Raw genomic sequence first — 14,215 nt, 5'->3', positions numbered from 1 at the left:
TTGAATCGGATCACTGCTCATAATTGTCGCGCACCAACCGATCCAGCAACCGGACGCCGAAGCCAGACCCCCAGGACTGGTTGATCTCGTTCGACGGCGAGCCCATTGCCGTGCCGGCAATGTCGAGATGCGCCCAGGGCGTGTCCTTGACGAAGCGCTGCAGGAACTGCGCAGCGATGATGGCGCCGCCATAGCGGCCGCCGATGTTCTTCATGTCGGCGTTCTTGGAATCGATCAGCTTGTCGTATTCGGCGCCGAGCGGCATGCGCCACAGCCGCTCCTGTGTAGCGTGCCCCGCGGCCGTCAGCCTTTCGGACAGTTGGTCATTGTTGGAAAACAGCCCGGCATAGTGCTGGCCGAGCGCGACCATGACGGCGCCGGTCAGCGTCGCCAGATTGACCATGAATTTCGGCTGAAAGCGGTCGTTGCAGTACCACATCGCATCGGCCAACACGAGGCGGCCCTCGGCGTCGGTGTTGAGCACCTCAATGGTCTGGCCCGACATCGAGGTGACGATGTCGCCGGGACGCTGAGCATGGCCGTCGACGGCGTTTTCGACCAGGCCGATGATGCAGACCACGTTGGCCTTCGCCTTGCGCGCGGCCAGCGCATGCATCAGGCCTGTAACAGCGGCGGCACCGCCCATATCGCCCTTCATGTCCTCCATGCCGGACGCCGGCTTTATCGAATTGCCGCCGGTGTCGAAGGTGACGCCCTTGCCGATGAAGGCAATCGGATTGTCCTTTGGCTTGCCGCCGTTCCACTGCATGACCGCCATGCGAGCGCCGCGCGGCGAGCCCTGCGCGACGCCGAGCAGCGCGCCCATGCCGAGCTTCTTCATCTCTTTCTCGGCCAGGATCTCAACCTTGACGCCGAGCGCCTCGAGTTCCGTGGCGCGAGCGGCGAACTCGACCGGCCCGAGCACGTTTGCGGGTTCGTTGACGAGGTCGCGCGCCAGCAGGACGCCGTCGATCACCGCCTCGGCATCGGTGAAGGCTTTTTTTGCCGCAGCCGGATCGGCGGTGTGGATGATCACCTTGACCGGCTTTTTCGGCTCGGCCTTGCCGTCGTCCTTGTCCTTCCTGGTCTTGTACTTGTCGAAGGAATAGCTGCGCAGGAGAATGCCCGCCGCAAGGCTTGCCGCATCCTTGCCACTTGGCGACGCGCCGGCGACGTCGAGCACCACTGCCACCTCGGCCGCCTTGCGCAGCGACGCGGCAATGGTGCCGCCAAGCTTCAGCCACGCATAATCGTCCAGTCCCGACACCTTGCCGGCGCCTATCGCCACCAGCCTGTCGAGCGAGGCCCCCTGCGGCGCCAGAACTTCCACCACGCTGGCGAACTTGCCTGTGAACTCGGCCACCGGAAAAGCCCGCTCCAGCGTCTTGCCGGGATCGCAAGCCTTCGCTGCATCGCTCAGACCGCCCTCATCCGCCGAGAGCACGAAGGCTGTGCCTTGTTTGCTCGACGCGGTCTGAGGTGAGGAGAATTTGGCGAAGGCGATCGACGGTCTTTGGCTCATAATGTCCTGCTTTCAGGGAATGCGCAGCTTTTGGGGAAGGGTTCGAGACGATGCGCGACATTTGGTCGTTTTCTGGCATTTGGCAAGACTTTGCCGAATTCGCATCCCATATGACCTACGGAATCGATGGTGATTCTTCGCGGCACGGCACCGCTTTTCGCCGCAACCTGTTGTTAACCATCGATGTTCTCCCTTTCTTATCCATTCCCGCCGACACTCCGGCCCGCCGGGGCGGGTGACTTGGGACGGGAACCGGATCGACCCTCTGATGGAGCCAGTTGTGCAGGCGCTGCCGGACGGCTACCCTTGTGTGGTGGCATGATGCCGTTCGAAAAGATCGAGAAAAGCCTTCATGAAGGTCGTTGAACGCTACATCATGCGCCGCACTTTCGTGGTCTTCATGGCCGCGCTTGTCTGGACGCTGGCCATCGTGTGGACGACGCAAGTGCTGGCAAAGATCGACCTGGTCACCGACAGCGGCCAGTCGGCCCTGACCTTCTTCGAGGTCGCCGCCCTCATTCTTCCGTCCATCATCCCGGTCGTGGTGCCTTTCGCGCTGGTGGTGGCGGTCGCACAGACGCTCAGCGTCATGAATTCGGATTCCGAGCTCGCCGTTGTCAACGCCGCAGGCGCCTCGCGCTGGACGATCGTGCGGCCAATCATGCTTTTGGCGCTCGCGGCAGCCGTCTTTTCCTTTGCGGTCGACAACGGCATCGACCCCTATGCACGGCAGAAAAACCGGGCCCTGGTGGCATCGTCGCGCGCGGATCTGTTGTCGCTGATCATCCAGGAAGGCACCTTCCGCAAGATCGAAGACGGGCTGTTCCTCCAGGTCGGCGAACGACTTCCCGACAATCGACTGGGCGGCATCTTCGTCGCCGATTCACGCGAAGAAGGCGTGAACCTCGTCTACTACGCCAAGACCGGCAGCATCGTCGAACGCGGCGGCGAAAAGGTGCTGATGATGAATGACGGTGTCATCCATCGCAAAACGCTGACCGGCGATCTCTCAGTCATCCGGTTCACCTCCTATGCCTTCGACATGTCGGCGTTCATGGCGTCAGCTTCGACGGTGACGCTCTTGCCGAAGGACCAGACGACCCAGTACCTGCTCAACCCAAGCGCCAACGACAAAAGTTATCAGCAGAACCCCTATGAATACTTGGCTGAGGTCAACCAGCGATTTTCGGAATGGATGTATTCCATGGTCTTCGCGCTCATCGCGCTCGCGGTCGCCGGAGATGCGCGTTCGCACCGCGAGGCGCGCGTCAATCCGCTGATTACTGCCATCGGGATATCGCTGTTCGTGCGCTGGCTGGGCTTTTTTGCCGCCAGCAAGGCCGACGATATCCCGCAATATGCCTATATGGTTTATGGCATACCGGTCGTGGCTTCCGCGGTGGCGATCTGGTTCATCGTCTCCAACCGGACCATGGAGCTGCCGGTGGCCTGGGCGGACTGGATGACAAACTTCGCTACCCGCATGGGTGACAGCTGGAACGCTCTCAAACTGCGGCTGTCCGGGCGCGGCACTTCAGGGCAAGGGGTCGGCTGATGGGCTGGACGCTGGGCCGCTATTTCTTCTTCCGCTATGTGACGATCACTATCTGGTTCTTCATCGGGCTTCTGGCGCTGGTGTTCCTGATCGATTTCACCGAGCTCTCCGGCCGCACCACCGGCCTGCCCGGCTTCACCTACGGGACGGCAGTGGCCATCTCAGGCCTCCGAATGCCGATGATCATGCTGCAGACCGTGCCGTTCGTCGGTCTCTTCTCGGCGATGGCGACGCTGGTGTCGCTCAACCGGCGCTACGAATTGGTCATCGCGCGTTCCGCAGGCGTTTCCGCCTGGCAATTCCTCTTGCCGTGCTGCATCGGAGCCTTGCTGTTCGGCGTCCTGTCAGTTGGCGTCATCAATCCGCTCGCCGCGCATGCATTCTCCTGGTCCGAGCAGATCGAAACCCAGCTGCGTTCCGGAAAATCGAACAAGGTTTCGGCCGATGCCGCACCCTGGATTCGGCAGAAAACCGGTTCGGGGGACACCATCATCGGCGCGCGGGCCATCTTGAACCAGGGCCTGGAGATGGCCGATGTCGTCTTTTTCGTTCTCGACCCGCAAGGCAACATCGTCGAGCGCAAGGACGCCGCCCGTGCCTTCCTACGCGACGGCTATTGGGAATTGCAGGACGTCAAGACATTGCAGAACGGCACGATCCAGGCATCGGCAAACGATCGCGTGCCAACCAATCTGAAGCCAGAATTCGTGCAGGAACGGCTGGCGCGGCCCGAAACCATCCCGTTCTACGATCTGCCGGGAAAGATCGAAATTGCCCGTTCCTTCGGGCTCAAGGCAAATGCCTTTGCCATGCAGTTTGATTCGCTGGTGGCGTTGCCGTTCCTTCTCGTCGCCATGACGCTGATTGCGGCAACGGTTTCAATGCGATTTGCTAGGATGGGGCAGTCGGCGACGATGATTCTGGGTGGCATCATCGCTGGCTTTCTGCTTTATGTCGTTTCGGTGCTGGTAAAGGCATTCGGCGTGGCGGGATTCGTGCCGACTGTCGTAGCCGCCTGGGTGCCGGTCGTGGTGGCTATGTTCTTCGGGGTGACTTTCCTGTTATACAAGGAAGACGGCTAGTGAGAGAGGCGTTTTTGCCCAGCAACAGGCAGGCCCGGTTGGCGCGCCTCTATGCGGCGACCGCCTTGGCGTGCCTGCTTACCTGCGCCGTCCCGATGCCGGCCTTCGCGCAGGATGTTGGCGACATGGCGACAACGGTTCCGTCCGGCTCGCAGATGTTGCTGGCGGCCGATACGCTGGTCTACAACAACGACAATCAGACGGTGACCGCCGTCGGTGGCGTGCAGATCGACTACGGTGGCAATCGCCTTGTCGCCCAGCGGGTCGAATACAACCGCAACACCAAGCGGATGGTCGCGAGCGGCAATGTCGAGGTCGTCAACAGCGACGGCACCAAGATCAATTCGGAACATATCGACATCACCGATGACTTCGCCGACGGCTTCGTCAACGCGTTGCGCGTCGAAACCATCGACAAGGCGTATTTCGCCGCCGAAAGTGCCGAGCGCATGGGCGGCGTGCTGACCACGTTCCACAATGGCGTCTACACCGCCTGTGAACCGTGCGAGGACAAGCCCGACAAAGCGCCGACCTGGCGGGTCAAGGCGCGGAAGATCATCTGGAACGGCGAGAAGAAGACGGTTCGCTTCGAGAACGCGAATTTCGAGTTCTTCGGCTTTCCGCTCGCCTATCTGCCTGCATTCGAGATTGCCGACCCGACGGTGAAGCGCAAGAGCGGCTTCCTGATACCCGGCATCGTCTACAAAAACGATCTCGGCGTCGGCGTAAAAATTCCCTATTACTTTGCATTGTCACCGACCTATGACCTGACCGTCACAGGTACCGGCTACACCAAGCAAGGCTTCCTCGGTGAGGCTGAGTGGCGCCAGCGCTTCAACAATGGCCAGTACAGCTTGAAGATCGCCGGAATCCATCAGCAGGATCCCAACGCCTTCCTCGACACGGCTGCCTTCCCCAGCACCGCCGGGCACAATGTCGATACGGGTGCGGCGGGCGATCCCAACAAATTCCGTGGCATGATGGGCACGCAGGGCCAGTTCGCTATCAATCAGCGCTGGAATTTCGGCTGGGACGTGCTGCTGCAGACCGACAAGAACTTCTCGCATACCTATAACATCGACAAGTACAATGCCTCCGTCCACCAGTCGTCGGTCTACTTGACGGGTCTCAACGGCCGCAACTATTTCGACGTGCGCGCCATGCATTTCGATGTGCAGGAGGATACGCTTAGCAGCAATGCCGCGGCGCGAAGCGGCCAGCAGCCCTGGGTGCTGCCGTCGCTCGACTACGCCTACATTCCCGACGTGTCGATGGCCGGCGGCCAGCTGTCGCTCAATGTCAACACACGGGTCATCAGCCGCGACGATCTCGACAAGACCTTCTTCGTCCCCACACAGCGTGTCCCCGGTATTGAAGGCGAATCCGGGCGCCTCACCGCCGAAGCCGAGTGGAAGCGGAGCTTCGTCACCGATGACGGACTGGTGCTGACGCCGTTGCTGGCGCTGCAGGGCGACGTGGACTACCTCAAAGCGTCGTCGGCATCGCTCGACGCCATCAACAACATGGCAACAAATTTGGGCCAGCAGGACGACATGCGCTCGTCGTTTGCCCGCTTCATGGCAACCGCAGGCCTCGAGATGCGTTGGCCGGTGCTGTTTTCCATGGCCAGCGGGTCCAGTCACGTGATCGAGCCGATGGCGCAGGTCTTCATGCGCCCGAACGAACAGTATGTAGGCGGTCTCGCCGTTCCCAACGAAGACGCCCAAAGCATGGTCTTCGACGCGACAACCTTGTTCGAACGCGACAAGTTCTCCGGTTATGACCGCGTCGAAGGCGGTTCGCGCGCCAATGTCGGCTTCCGCTATTCCGGCTCCTACAATAATGGCTGGGGCACCAATGCCATCTTCGGCCAATCCTATCAGATCGGCGGCGAGAACTCCTTCGCCGCGCCGGATCTGGTCAATGTCGGCGCCAATTCCGGCCTCGACACGACCAAGTCCGACTATGTCGGTCTGTTCGGCATCAGCAGTCCCAACGGATTCGCTGCCTCGATCAGCGGCCGTTTCGACGAACAGACCTTCGAGAACCGCCGCACCGAGGTGAAAGCCGCCTATTCCGGCCTGCCCGTGTCACTGAGCGCCAAATACGCCTTCATCCAGGCCCAGCCCCTGTACGGTTTCACGACTGATCGTCACGAGGTCACGCTTGGCGCATCAACGCATCTCGCCGAGAACTGGCGTGTCTTCGGCACCGGAACCTACGATTTGCAGGAAAACCTGTTGGTCAGGGATGGTGTCGGCTTCGCCTACAACGATTCCTGCTTCACTTATCTGATGACCTACTCGCAGTCGCGCGACCTGAACACCAGGGAAGTCTCGCAGAGCATCGGCTTCAATCTGTCGTTCCGCACCCTCGGCGATTTCGGCTCGTCGACCAACGGCGTCGACACGATCCAGTAACAGTCGGCGACATCGTTTCGCCGCATAGGGCTGGCACGGATTTCGCGCATCTGGAAAAGCTGAAATTGGGCGGAGCCGGGATAGAATTGGGATACCAACGATGAGGAAATACCTCTTTTCAGCAGGTTTCGCGTTGCTGGTGGCGGCGACGTCCCTGTCGCTTACCGTGATGACGCCACCGGCTTTCGCCAGCGAGATCAAATACGTCGTCAACGACATTCCGGTCACCACCGGCGACATCGCCCATCGTGCCGCTTTTCTGAAGCTGCAGCGTAAGAAGGGTGACGCCGGCCAGGAAATGATCGACCAGACGCTGCGCATGGCCGAAGCAAAGCGGCTCGGTATCCGCATCAGCGACGCGCAGGTCGAGGCGGCATATCAACGCTTTGCTTCGAGCAACAAGATGCAGCTCAGCCAGCTCGACGGCGTCATGGAAAAGTCAGGCGTCGGCAAGAGCCACTTCAAGGAATTCATTCGTGCCCAAATGGCCTGGAACCAGGCCTTGAGCGCGCGCTACCGTTCCGGCGATGGTACCGGTGCCGTCAGCGAACAGGACCTTGTCAGGAAGATGCTCGAAAAAGGCGGCGCCAAGCCGAGCGCTACCGAGTACATGCTGCAGCAGGTGATCTTCGTGGTGCCGGCGGCCGAACGCAGCGCAACGCTGGCTAAGCGCAAGCGCGAGGCCGACGCAATGCGTGCCCGCTTCAGCGGCTGCAACACGACCCGCGAATTCGCCAAGGGTCTGATCGACGTTACCGTTCGCGATCTGGGCCGGGTGCTGGCACCGCAGCTGCCGCCGGACTGGGCCGAGCAGATCAAGGCTACCAAGGTCGGTGGCGCCACCGTCACACGCGCGACCGAACGCGGCGTCGAATTCATCGGTATCTGCTCGTCGCGCGAAGTGTCAGACGACAAGGTCGCCCAGATGGTGTTTGAGAACGAAGGCTCCGGCGACAAGAACGCCGACGAACTCAGCAAGAAATATGTCGACGAGCTGAAGGCGAAAGCCCGCATCGTCAAGCGCTGACGTGGGCAGCCCAATGATTGCGCTCGCGTTGAGCGCCGGCGATCCGTCCGGCATCGGGCCGGAGATCGCCATCGCTGCTTTCATGGCGCGCGAGGCCGCCGCCCTGCCTCCCTTCTATCTGCTCGCCGATCCGGCGCTGATCGTGTCGCGGGCGCGCCTCCTCGGCATTTCGCTGCCGATCGTCGAAACGACACCATCACAAGCGGCGCAAGTCTTTGCCGGCGCCCTGCCGATCGTGCCGCTGACTGCCCACAGTATCGACAGCCCTGGCCGGCCCGACCCGGCCAATGCCGCAGCAACCATCGAGGCCATCGACCGTGCCGTCGCCGACTGCCTTGCCGGCGAAGCTTTGGCGGTCGTCACCTGCCCCATCGCCAAGAAGCCGCTCTACGATGCCGGCTTCCGCTTCCCCGGCCACACCGAATATCTGGCGCATCTGACGGCCCGGCACAGCGGCGTCGAGGCGATGCCGGTGATGATGCTGGCAGGCCCCGACCTGCGCACCGTCCCCGTTACCATCCACATTGCGCTGGCCGAAGTACCGAAGGCGCTGACCACCGAATTGATCGTCGCCACCGCGCGCATCACCGCCGCCGACCTCGCTCGCCGCTTCGGCATCGCAAAGCCACGGCTGGCCGTTGCCGGGCTCAATCCGCATGCCGGTGAAGGCGGCGCCATGGGCCTCGAGGACGAGCAGATCGTGCGTCCGGCAATCGAAATCCTGCGTGCCGAGGGCATCGATGCTTTCGGTCCCCTGCCCGCCGATACGTTGTTCCATGCCCGGGCGCGGGCCGGCTACGACGTCGCCCTTTGCATGTATCACGACCAGGCGCTGATCCCGGCCAAGGCGCTGGCCTTCGACGAGGCGGTCAATGTCACGCTCGGCCTGCCCTTCATCCGCACTTCGCCCGACCACGGCACCGCCTTCGACATCGCCGGCAAGGGCGTGGCGCGGCCCGACAGCCTGATGGCGGCATTGAAGCTTGCCCGGCAATTGGCCGACACGAACACGGGACCGGTTGCCGCATGAGGTCGAAGGCATGAGCGTCGACGGGCTGCCGCCGCTGCGCGAGGTGATCGAGCGTCATGGGCTGCAGGCAAGGAAGGCGCTCGGCCAGAATTTCCTGCTCGACCTGAACCTCACGGGCAAGATCGCACGCACCGCCGGCGACTTGTCCGATGCAACCGTGATCGAGGTCGGTCCCGGTCCTGGCGGGTTGACCCGCGCCTTGCTCTCCAACGGAGCGCGCCACGTCATTGCCATCGAGCGTGACGAACGCTGCCTGGCAGCGCTTGCCGAAGTGTCCGACCATTATCCCGACCGGCTTGAGATTGTGTCCGGCGATGCGCTGAAGACCGATTTCGCGGCACTAGCCAGTCGCGCGGCCGGGGGCGGTGGCCCGGTAAAGATTGTGGCCAACCTGCCCTACAATATCGGCACCGAGCTGCTGGTGCGCTGGTTGACGGTCAGCGATTGGCCGCCCTTCTATACCTCGATGACGTTGATGTTCCAGCGCGAGGTCGCCGAGCGCATCGTCGCGCCCGCCGGCAGCGACAGCTATGGCCGGCTCGGGGTTCTTGCCGGCTGGCGGACGGAGGCGAGGATCGCCTTCGACGTGCCGCCACAGGCATTCACGCCGCCGCCGAAGGTCACCTCCTCGGTGGTGCATCTGGTGCCGCGCCTGGCTCCGCTGGCCGCCGAGGTGAAAAAACTCGGCCGCGTCACCGAAGCCGCCTTCGGCCAACGCCGCAAGATGCTGCGGCAGAGCGTGAAAAGCTTGGGGGGCGAGGCGCTGCTCACCCGTGCAGGCATCGATCCGACACGCCGTGCCGAGACGCTCAGCGTCGAGGAATTCGTGCGGCTGACCAATGCGGTGTAGTGCCGGCGGGTCTGGAAGCGTTTTGCTCGAGGCATAGATAATCTGGCGAACGCCGGAGGACCAAAATGCCCGCCTATGTCATTTCCGATGTCACGATCCGCGACGAAGAGGCCATCGAGACCTACCGATCCCGCGCGGCGACTTCTATCGCCCAGCATGGCGGGCGCTATCTGGTGCGTGGCGGACGGGTAGAGACACTGGAAGGCATGTGGCATCCCGGACCGCTGATCGTCGTCGAATTTCCCGACATGGAACGGGCCAGGCGTTGGTACGCCTCCGCCGAGTACGCGTCGGCACTGGACGTGCGCGATGCAGCGCTCAGCCGCAACCTGATCCTGGTCGATGGCATAGCGCCCTGAAGCCGGTCAGCCCGTCTTCTCGTCCAACAGTCCCGAGACGAAGTCGAACAGGCCTGGCCGGCGATCGCGCCTTAGCCGCTCGGCGACGACGATGCCGCGCACTTCGGCGAAGGCGCGGTCGAGGTCGTCATTGACGATGACGAAATCATATTCCTTCCAGTGCTCGATCTCGTTGCGGGCGTTTTTCAACCGCGTCTCGATCACCGCCTCCTGGTCTTCGGCGCGGCGCTTCAGCCGCGCCTTCAATTCCTTCATCGATGGCGGCAGGATGAAGATCGAGACAATGTCGGCGCGCATCTTCTCCTTGAGTTGCTGGGCACCTTGCCAGTCGATGTCGAACAGCATGTCGCGTCCTTCAGACAGCGCCAGTTCGGCCGGCTCACGCGGGGTCGCGTAGCAATTGCCATGCACCTCGGCCCATTCCAGCAGCGCGTCGGAATCGCGCAGCCGCTCAAACTCGCGCATCGTCCGGAAATGATAGTGGACGCCCTCGATCTCGCTGCCGCGGCGCGGTCTGGTGGTGACGGAGACCGACAGTTCGAGACTGGAATCGCTTTCCAGAAGATTGCGCGCGATCGTCGACTTGCCGGCGCCAGACGGCGACGACAGGACGAGCATCAGGCCCCGGCGGCGAATACGGGACCCCAAATCCTTGGCAACCATCGGCTACTCCAGATTCTGGATCTGTTCACGAAACTGGTCGACCACCGCCTTCAGCTCCAACCCGATCGCGGTAACGGCAGCGGCATTCGACTTCGAACATAGCGTATTCGATTCGCGGTTAAATTCCTGTGCCAGAAAATCGAGCTTGCGGCCGATTGCACCGCCGCCTTCAAGCAGTGCCCGACCTGATGCGATATGCGTCTTCAGCCGGTCGATCTCTTCGCGAATATCAGCTTTGGTGGCGAGGAACGCCGCCTCCATGTACAGCCGGGTCGCGTCCAGATTGGCGGAAGCGTCCATCAGCAGCCTGACCTGCTCGGCAATGCGTTCGCGGATCACCGCCGTCTCGCGTGACGGATCCGCCTCGGCCCGCAGCGTCAGCACCTCGATTATGTCGATATGGCCCGACAACAGAAAAGCCAGCGCGGCACCCTCGCTTTGTCGTGCCTGTTCGAGCCCTTTCAGGGCCACCTCGAGCGCGGCCATGATTGCTGCATCGAGCGCAGCCCTCGCCTCTTCGGTTTCGACAGTTTCGGGAATGTCGAGGACGCCGCGCAGCGAAAGCAATCCGTCTGATGTCGCGGGAGCAAAGCCGAATTGCTCCTGCAGCCGCTTGGCGAGCCCTGCCAGATCCTTCAGGAAGGCTTCATTGACGACCGGTTGCGCCAGCGCGCCGGCGGCACGACCGATGGTCAGCGCCGCCTGGAAATTGCCGCGTGCAAAACGCTTCTGAAGTGTCTGCCTGACGGCTGGTTCCAGCCGCTCGAAGCCTGGCGGCAATCGCAGCCGTATCTCGACGCTCTTGCCGTTGACGGACTTGACCTCCCAGGCAATCGAGGTGCCTTCATGCTCGGCGACGGCACGTGCAAAACCGGTCATGCTCTGCAAATTCATATCGCCCACACGTCCCTGGCGCACACCCCGAAACCGGCTTTACGGCGACGAGCAAGTGCGGCTTGAAAATGACTGCGCCGCAGACGCCTCAAAATAGGACGCGCGGCGCTTTTGCAAATGTCAGGGCGTCGCCTGGTGGGCAAGGCCCTTCTTTATTCTACTGGGCAGCGCCCGCGTCACCGCCGTTGTCGTCGCCATCGTCAGCCGGCCCAGCGGCCCCAGCGTCAGCGGGCTTGTCGACATTGCCGTCCCCGGCGCCACTGGTGTTGATGGTCTTGGCAGCCTCATCTGCCTGCTTCTTCTGCAAGGCGCGATAGCGGGCGACATTCTCATTGTGCTCTTCCAGCGTCGCGGCAAAGACGTGCCCGCCGTTACCATCGGCGACGAAATAGAGGTCGTCCGTTTTCGACGGATTGGCTACCGCCTCCAGCGCCGCGCGACCGGGATTGGCGATCGGCGTCGGCGGCAAGCCGTTGATCAAGTAGGTGTTGTAGGGCGTCTGCTTCTGGATGTCGGACTGGTAGATCGGACGGTCCGCCGGCTTGCCCTTGCCGCCGAACAGACCATAGATGATGGTTGGATCGGATTGCAGGCGCATGCCCTTGGCAAGCCTGTTCAGGAAGACGGCGGCAACCCGTGAACGCTCGTCACCTTTGCCCGTCTCCTTCTCAACGATCGAAGCCAGGGTCACAAACTCTTCGACGTTGGCCAGCGGCAGATCCGGCGCGCGCCGCTGCCAGACATCATCAACCAGCTTCTTTTGATCGGCCAGCAGCTTGTCGATCATCTGCTGGCGTGTCGCGCCGCGCGTGAATCGCAGCGTGTCGGTGGCGAGGCTGCCCTCCGAAGGAATGGTCGCTGGCATATCGCCACTCAAGGCAGTCTCGTCGGCGATGCGCTGCAGCGCCTGCTCGACCGTCAGCCCCTCTGGAACGGTTAGCGAATACATCACCGACTTGCCGCTCTTCAAAAGCTCCATGATGTCGCGCATGGAAGCCCTGGGCTTGATCTCGTACTCGCCGGCCTTCAGCGCGGAATCATTGCCGAAGGCGCGCACGCCAAGGCGGAAGATCCGTGCGTCGCTGACCAGTCCGCGGCGTTCGAGTTGGTCGGCGATGTCCTGGACACCGGTGTTCGGCTTGACGAGGAAGGTGTCGCCATTGGCCGAGGGGCCGGGTTCGGTGAATTCCTGCTTGCCGAAATAGACCGCGACGCCGGCCGCCAGAACCATCAGCATTACCGAGGAAATGACGAAGTTCATGAACACGACGAGTTGGCTGCGTGATGCTCGCGAGCGCTTCGGCGGCGGCGTCCCGGCCTCCGGCCGCAACGCCTCGCTGGCCGTTTTCGGCACGATCGGACTGGATGTCGCGGGCCGCTGCCCCAATTCTCCGTTGCTTGCCGGATTTGTGTTCATTTCGCCCTACCGTTTGATCGCCCAACGAATCCCCAGCGGTAGAGTAGGGGCGAATATGGCAAAATTGACGGCGCGCCAAAGCGGCGCCCGTCAGCCGGACGATCAGCCATTGTAGCGCTGGAAGACAAGCGACGCGTTGGTTCCGCCAAAGCCGAAGGAATTGGACAGCGCCACGTCGATCTGGCGGGCCCGCGGCTTGTTCGGCACCAGGTCGATCGCGGTTTCGCGTTCCGGATTGTCGAGGTTGATGGTCGGCGGGGCGACATTATCTCTGATGGCAAGGATCGAAAAGATCGCTTCGGCGGCACCCGCCGCCCCAAGCAGATGGCCGATCGAAGACTTGGTCGACGACATCGAAATCTTAGACGCAGCATTGCCGACAAGCCGCTCGACAGCGCCGAGCTCAATCGTGTCGGCCATGGTCGAGGTGCCGTGCGCGTTGATGTAATCGACGTCGGCAGGTGCCAGCTTGGCCCGGTTCAGCGCCGCCGTCATGCAACGGAAGGCACCATCGCCATCCTCGGCGGGCGCGGTGATGTGATGCGCGTCGCCGGTGAGACCATAGCCCGTGACCTCGGCATAGATCTTGGCGCCGCGCGCCTTGGCATGCTCGAGCTCCTCGAGCACGACAACGCCGGCCCCCTCGCCCATGACGAAGCCGTCACGGTCGCGATCATAGGGGCGCGACGCCGTGTCCGGCGAATCATTGCGTTCCGTCGACAGCGCCCGGCACGCGGCGAAGCCGGCGATCGACAGCCGCGTCACCGGCGCTTCGGCGCCGCCTGCCAGCATCACGTCGGCATCGCCCCACATGATCAACCGGGCGGCATCGCCGATGGCGTGGGCGCCGGTGGAGCAGGCCGTGACCACGGCATGGTTAGGGCCTTTCAGCCCGTGCCGGATCGAAACCTGCCCGGAGACAAGATTGATGATCTGGCCCGGGATGAAGAAAGGGCTGATGCGGCGGGGGCCGCGTTCCCTAAGGATCATCGCGTTCTCTGCGATGCCCTCGATGCCGCCAATGCCGGAGCCGATCAGGACGCCGGTGGCGCATTGCTCGGCGTGCGTCTTCGGCTCCCAGCCGGAATCCTTCAGCGCTTCGTCGGCGGCGGCAATCCCGTACAGGATGAAGTCGCCGATCTTGCGCAATTCCTTCGGCTCGAGCACGGCCTCGGGATTGAAGGTGGCATTGCTGCCGTCGCCACGCGGAATGACGTGGGCGATCTTGCAGGCAAGATCTTCCACCTCGAACTCGGTGATGCGCTTGGCAGCGCTGCGGCCGGTCAGCAATTCCTTCCAGCCGTGCTCGAAGCCCATGCCGAACGGCGACAGCAACCCAAGGCCCGTGACGACGACACGCCTCATCGCAGGTCCTCCCCGGTGATGACTGCGGAAA

At 62.5% G+C, this 14,215-nt stretch carries 14 protein-coding genes; 9 read left to right on the top strand and 5 right to left on the bottom strand.

Annotated features, from left to right (window positions below; all coding sequences use genetic code 11):
* Positions 1-10 precede the first annotated feature (10 nt).
* A complete protein-coding gene (locus NKJ01_RS18015; RefSeq protein WP_352729829.1) occupies positions 11-1,522 on the bottom strand; it encodes a leucyl aminopeptidase in 1,512 nt (503 codons plus the stop codon).
* A gap of 50 nt (positions 1,523-1,572) precedes the next feature.
* Here NKJ01_RS18015 and NKJ01_RS18010 point away from each other — a divergent pair, with 50 nt between their 5' ends.
* From NKJ01_RS18010 to NKJ01_RS17975, 8 genes are all read left to right on the top strand, one after another.
* On the top strand, positions 1,573-1,761 hold the full coding sequence (locus tag NKJ01_RS18010; RefSeq protein WP_156938602.1) for a hypothetical protein: 189 nt from the start codon (positions 1,573-1,575) through the stop codon (positions 1,759-1,761).
* A 113-nt stretch (positions 1,762-1,874) separates the two neighbouring features.
* Positions 1,875-3,077 carry an LPS export ABC transporter permease LptF gene (gene lptF, locus NKJ01_RS18005; protein ID WP_352729827.1) on the top strand — a complete coding sequence of 401 codons (1,203 nt, stop codon included), beginning with the start codon at positions 1,875-1,877 and terminating at the stop codon, positions 3,075-3,077.
* On the top strand, positions 3,074-4,159 hold the full coding sequence (lptG, locus tag NKJ01_RS18000) for an LPS export ABC transporter permease LptG (RefSeq protein WP_352599342.1): 1,086 nt from the start codon (positions 3,074-3,076) through the stop codon (positions 4,157-4,159). Before lptF ends, lptG begins: the two co-directional genes overlap by 4 nt.
* Positions 4,159-6,579, top strand: coding sequence for an LPS-assembly protein LptD (locus NKJ01_RS17995; protein WP_352729825.1), 2,421 nt, complete (start codon positions 4,159-4,161; stop codon positions 6,577-6,579). The genes lptG and NKJ01_RS17995 overlap by 1 nt, the downstream gene beginning before the upstream one ends.
* Positions 6,580-6,679: 100 nt before the next feature.
* Entirely contained in the window at positions 6,680-7,606 is a 927-nt protein-coding gene (locus NKJ01_RS17990; protein ID WP_352599122.1) for a peptidylprolyl isomerase, read from the top strand.
* A 13-nt stretch (positions 7,607-7,619) separates the two neighbouring features.
* Positions 7,620-8,636, top strand: coding sequence for a 4-hydroxythreonine-4-phosphate dehydrogenase PdxA (gene pdxA / locus NKJ01_RS17985; protein WP_352599124.1), 1,017 nt, complete (start codon positions 7,620-7,622; stop codon positions 8,634-8,636).
* A 10-nt stretch (positions 8,637-8,646) separates the two neighbouring features.
* Positions 8,647-9,486, top strand: a complete 840-nt coding sequence (rsmA, locus tag NKJ01_RS17980; RefSeq protein WP_352599126.1) for a 16S rRNA (adenine(1518)-N(6)/adenine(1519)-N(6))-dimethyltransferase RsmA — start codon at positions 8,647-8,649, stop codon at positions 9,484-9,486.
* A 65-nt stretch (positions 9,487-9,551) separates the two neighbouring features.
* Complete coding sequence (locus NKJ01_RS17975; protein WP_023761594.1) at positions 9,552-9,845, top strand: DUF1330 domain-containing protein; 294 nt, start codon at positions 9,552-9,554, stop codon at positions 9,843-9,845.
* 6 nt (positions 9,846-9,851) lie between these two features.
* Here the strand turns inward: NKJ01_RS17975 and gmk are convergent, their stop codons facing one another.
* The 3 genes from gmk to mltG all read right to left on the bottom strand — a co-directional run bounded on the left by gmk (position 9,852) and on the right by mltG (position 12,663).
* The gene (gmk, locus tag NKJ01_RS17970) at positions 9,852-10,508 is read right to left on the bottom strand and encodes a guanylate kinase (protein WP_013532512.1); all 657 of its coding nucleotides are present in this window, start codon (positions 10,506-10,508) and stop codon (positions 9,852-9,854) included.
* A 3-nt stretch (positions 10,509-10,511) separates the two neighbouring features.
* Positions 10,512-11,402, bottom strand: coding sequence for a YicC/YloC family endoribonuclease (locus NKJ01_RS17965; RefSeq protein ID WP_352729822.1), 891 nt, complete (start codon positions 11,400-11,402; stop codon positions 10,512-10,514).
* 157 nt (positions 11,403-11,559) lie between these two features.
* On the bottom strand, positions 11,560-12,663 hold the full coding sequence (mltG, locus tag NKJ01_RS17960; protein WP_502904068.1) for an endolytic transglycosylase MltG: 1,104 nt from the start codon (positions 12,661-12,663) through the stop codon (positions 11,560-11,562).
* Here mltG and NKJ01_RS17955 point away from each other — a divergent pair.
* Positions 12,650-12,934: a hypothetical protein gene (locus tag NKJ01_RS17955; protein ID WP_352729913.1), complete on the top strand. Its 285-nt coding sequence runs from the start codon at positions 12,650-12,652 to the stop codon at positions 12,932-12,934. The two genes, mltG and NKJ01_RS17955, sit on opposite strands and share 14 nt — an antisense overlap.
* Here the strand turns inward: NKJ01_RS17955 and fabF are convergent.
* Positions 12,922-14,184 (bottom strand): beta-ketoacyl-ACP synthase II, encoded by a 1,263-nt coding sequence (gene fabF, locus NKJ01_RS17950; RefSeq protein WP_352729821.1) that lies wholly within the window; start codon positions 14,182-14,184, stop codon positions 12,922-12,924. The two genes, NKJ01_RS17955 and fabF, sit on opposite strands and share 13 nt — an antisense overlap.
* Between the last annotated feature and the right edge of the window lie 31 nt (positions 14,185-14,215).

The sequence above is a fragment of the Mesorhizobium sp. M0276 genome (assembly GCF_040321755.1).
GTDB lineage: Bacteria > Pseudomonadota > Alphaproteobacteria > Rhizobiales > Rhizobiaceae > Mesorhizobium.
Note: the sequence above shows the minus strand (reverse complement) of the source record. Positions and strands in the feature narration are given on the sequence as shown.

Coding starts and splice junctions, on each gene's coding strand:
- rsmA (WP_352599126.1), top strand. CDS start 8,647: ATGAGCGTCGACGGGCTGCCGCCGCTGCGCGAGGTGATCGAGCGTCAT.
- mltG (WP_502904068.1), bottom strand. CDS start 12,663: ATGAACTTCGTCATTTCCTCGGTAATGCTGATGGTTCTGGCGGCCGGC.
- NKJ01_RS17965 (WP_352729822.1), bottom strand. CDS start 11,402: ATGAATTTGCAGAGCATGACCGGTTTTGCACGTGCCGTCGCCGAGCAT.
- fabF (WP_352729821.1), bottom strand. CDS start 14,184: ATGAGGCGTGTCGTCGTCACGGGCCTTGGGTTGCTGTCGCCGTTCGGC.
- NKJ01_RS18010 (WP_156938602.1), top strand. CDS start 1,573: ATGCGCGACATTTGGTCGTTTTCTGGCATTTGGCAAGACTTTGCCGAA.
- pdxA (WP_352599124.1), top strand. CDS start 7,620: ATGATTGCGCTCGCGTTGAGCGCCGGCGATCCGTCCGGCATCGGGCCG.
- NKJ01_RS17955 (WP_352729913.1), top strand. CDS start 12,650: ATGACGAAGTTCATGAACACGACGAGTTGGCTGCGTGATGCTCGCGAG.
- NKJ01_RS18015 (WP_352729829.1), bottom strand. CDS start 1,522: ATGAGCCAAAGACCGTCGATCGCCTTCGCCAAATTCTCCTCACCTCAG.
- NKJ01_RS17975 (WP_023761594.1), top strand. CDS start 9,552: ATGCCCGCCTATGTCATTTCCGATGTCACGATCCGCGACGAAGAGGCC.
- NKJ01_RS17990 (WP_352599122.1), top strand. CDS start 6,680: ATGAGGAAATACCTCTTTTCAGCAGGTTTCGCGTTGCTGGTGGCGGCG.
- gmk (WP_013532512.1), bottom strand. CDS start 10,508: ATGGTTGCCAAGGATTTGGGGTCCCGTATTCGCCGCCGGGGCCTGATG.
- lptF (WP_352729827.1), top strand. CDS start 1,875: ATGAAGGTCGTTGAACGCTACATCATGCGCCGCACTTTCGTGGTCTTC.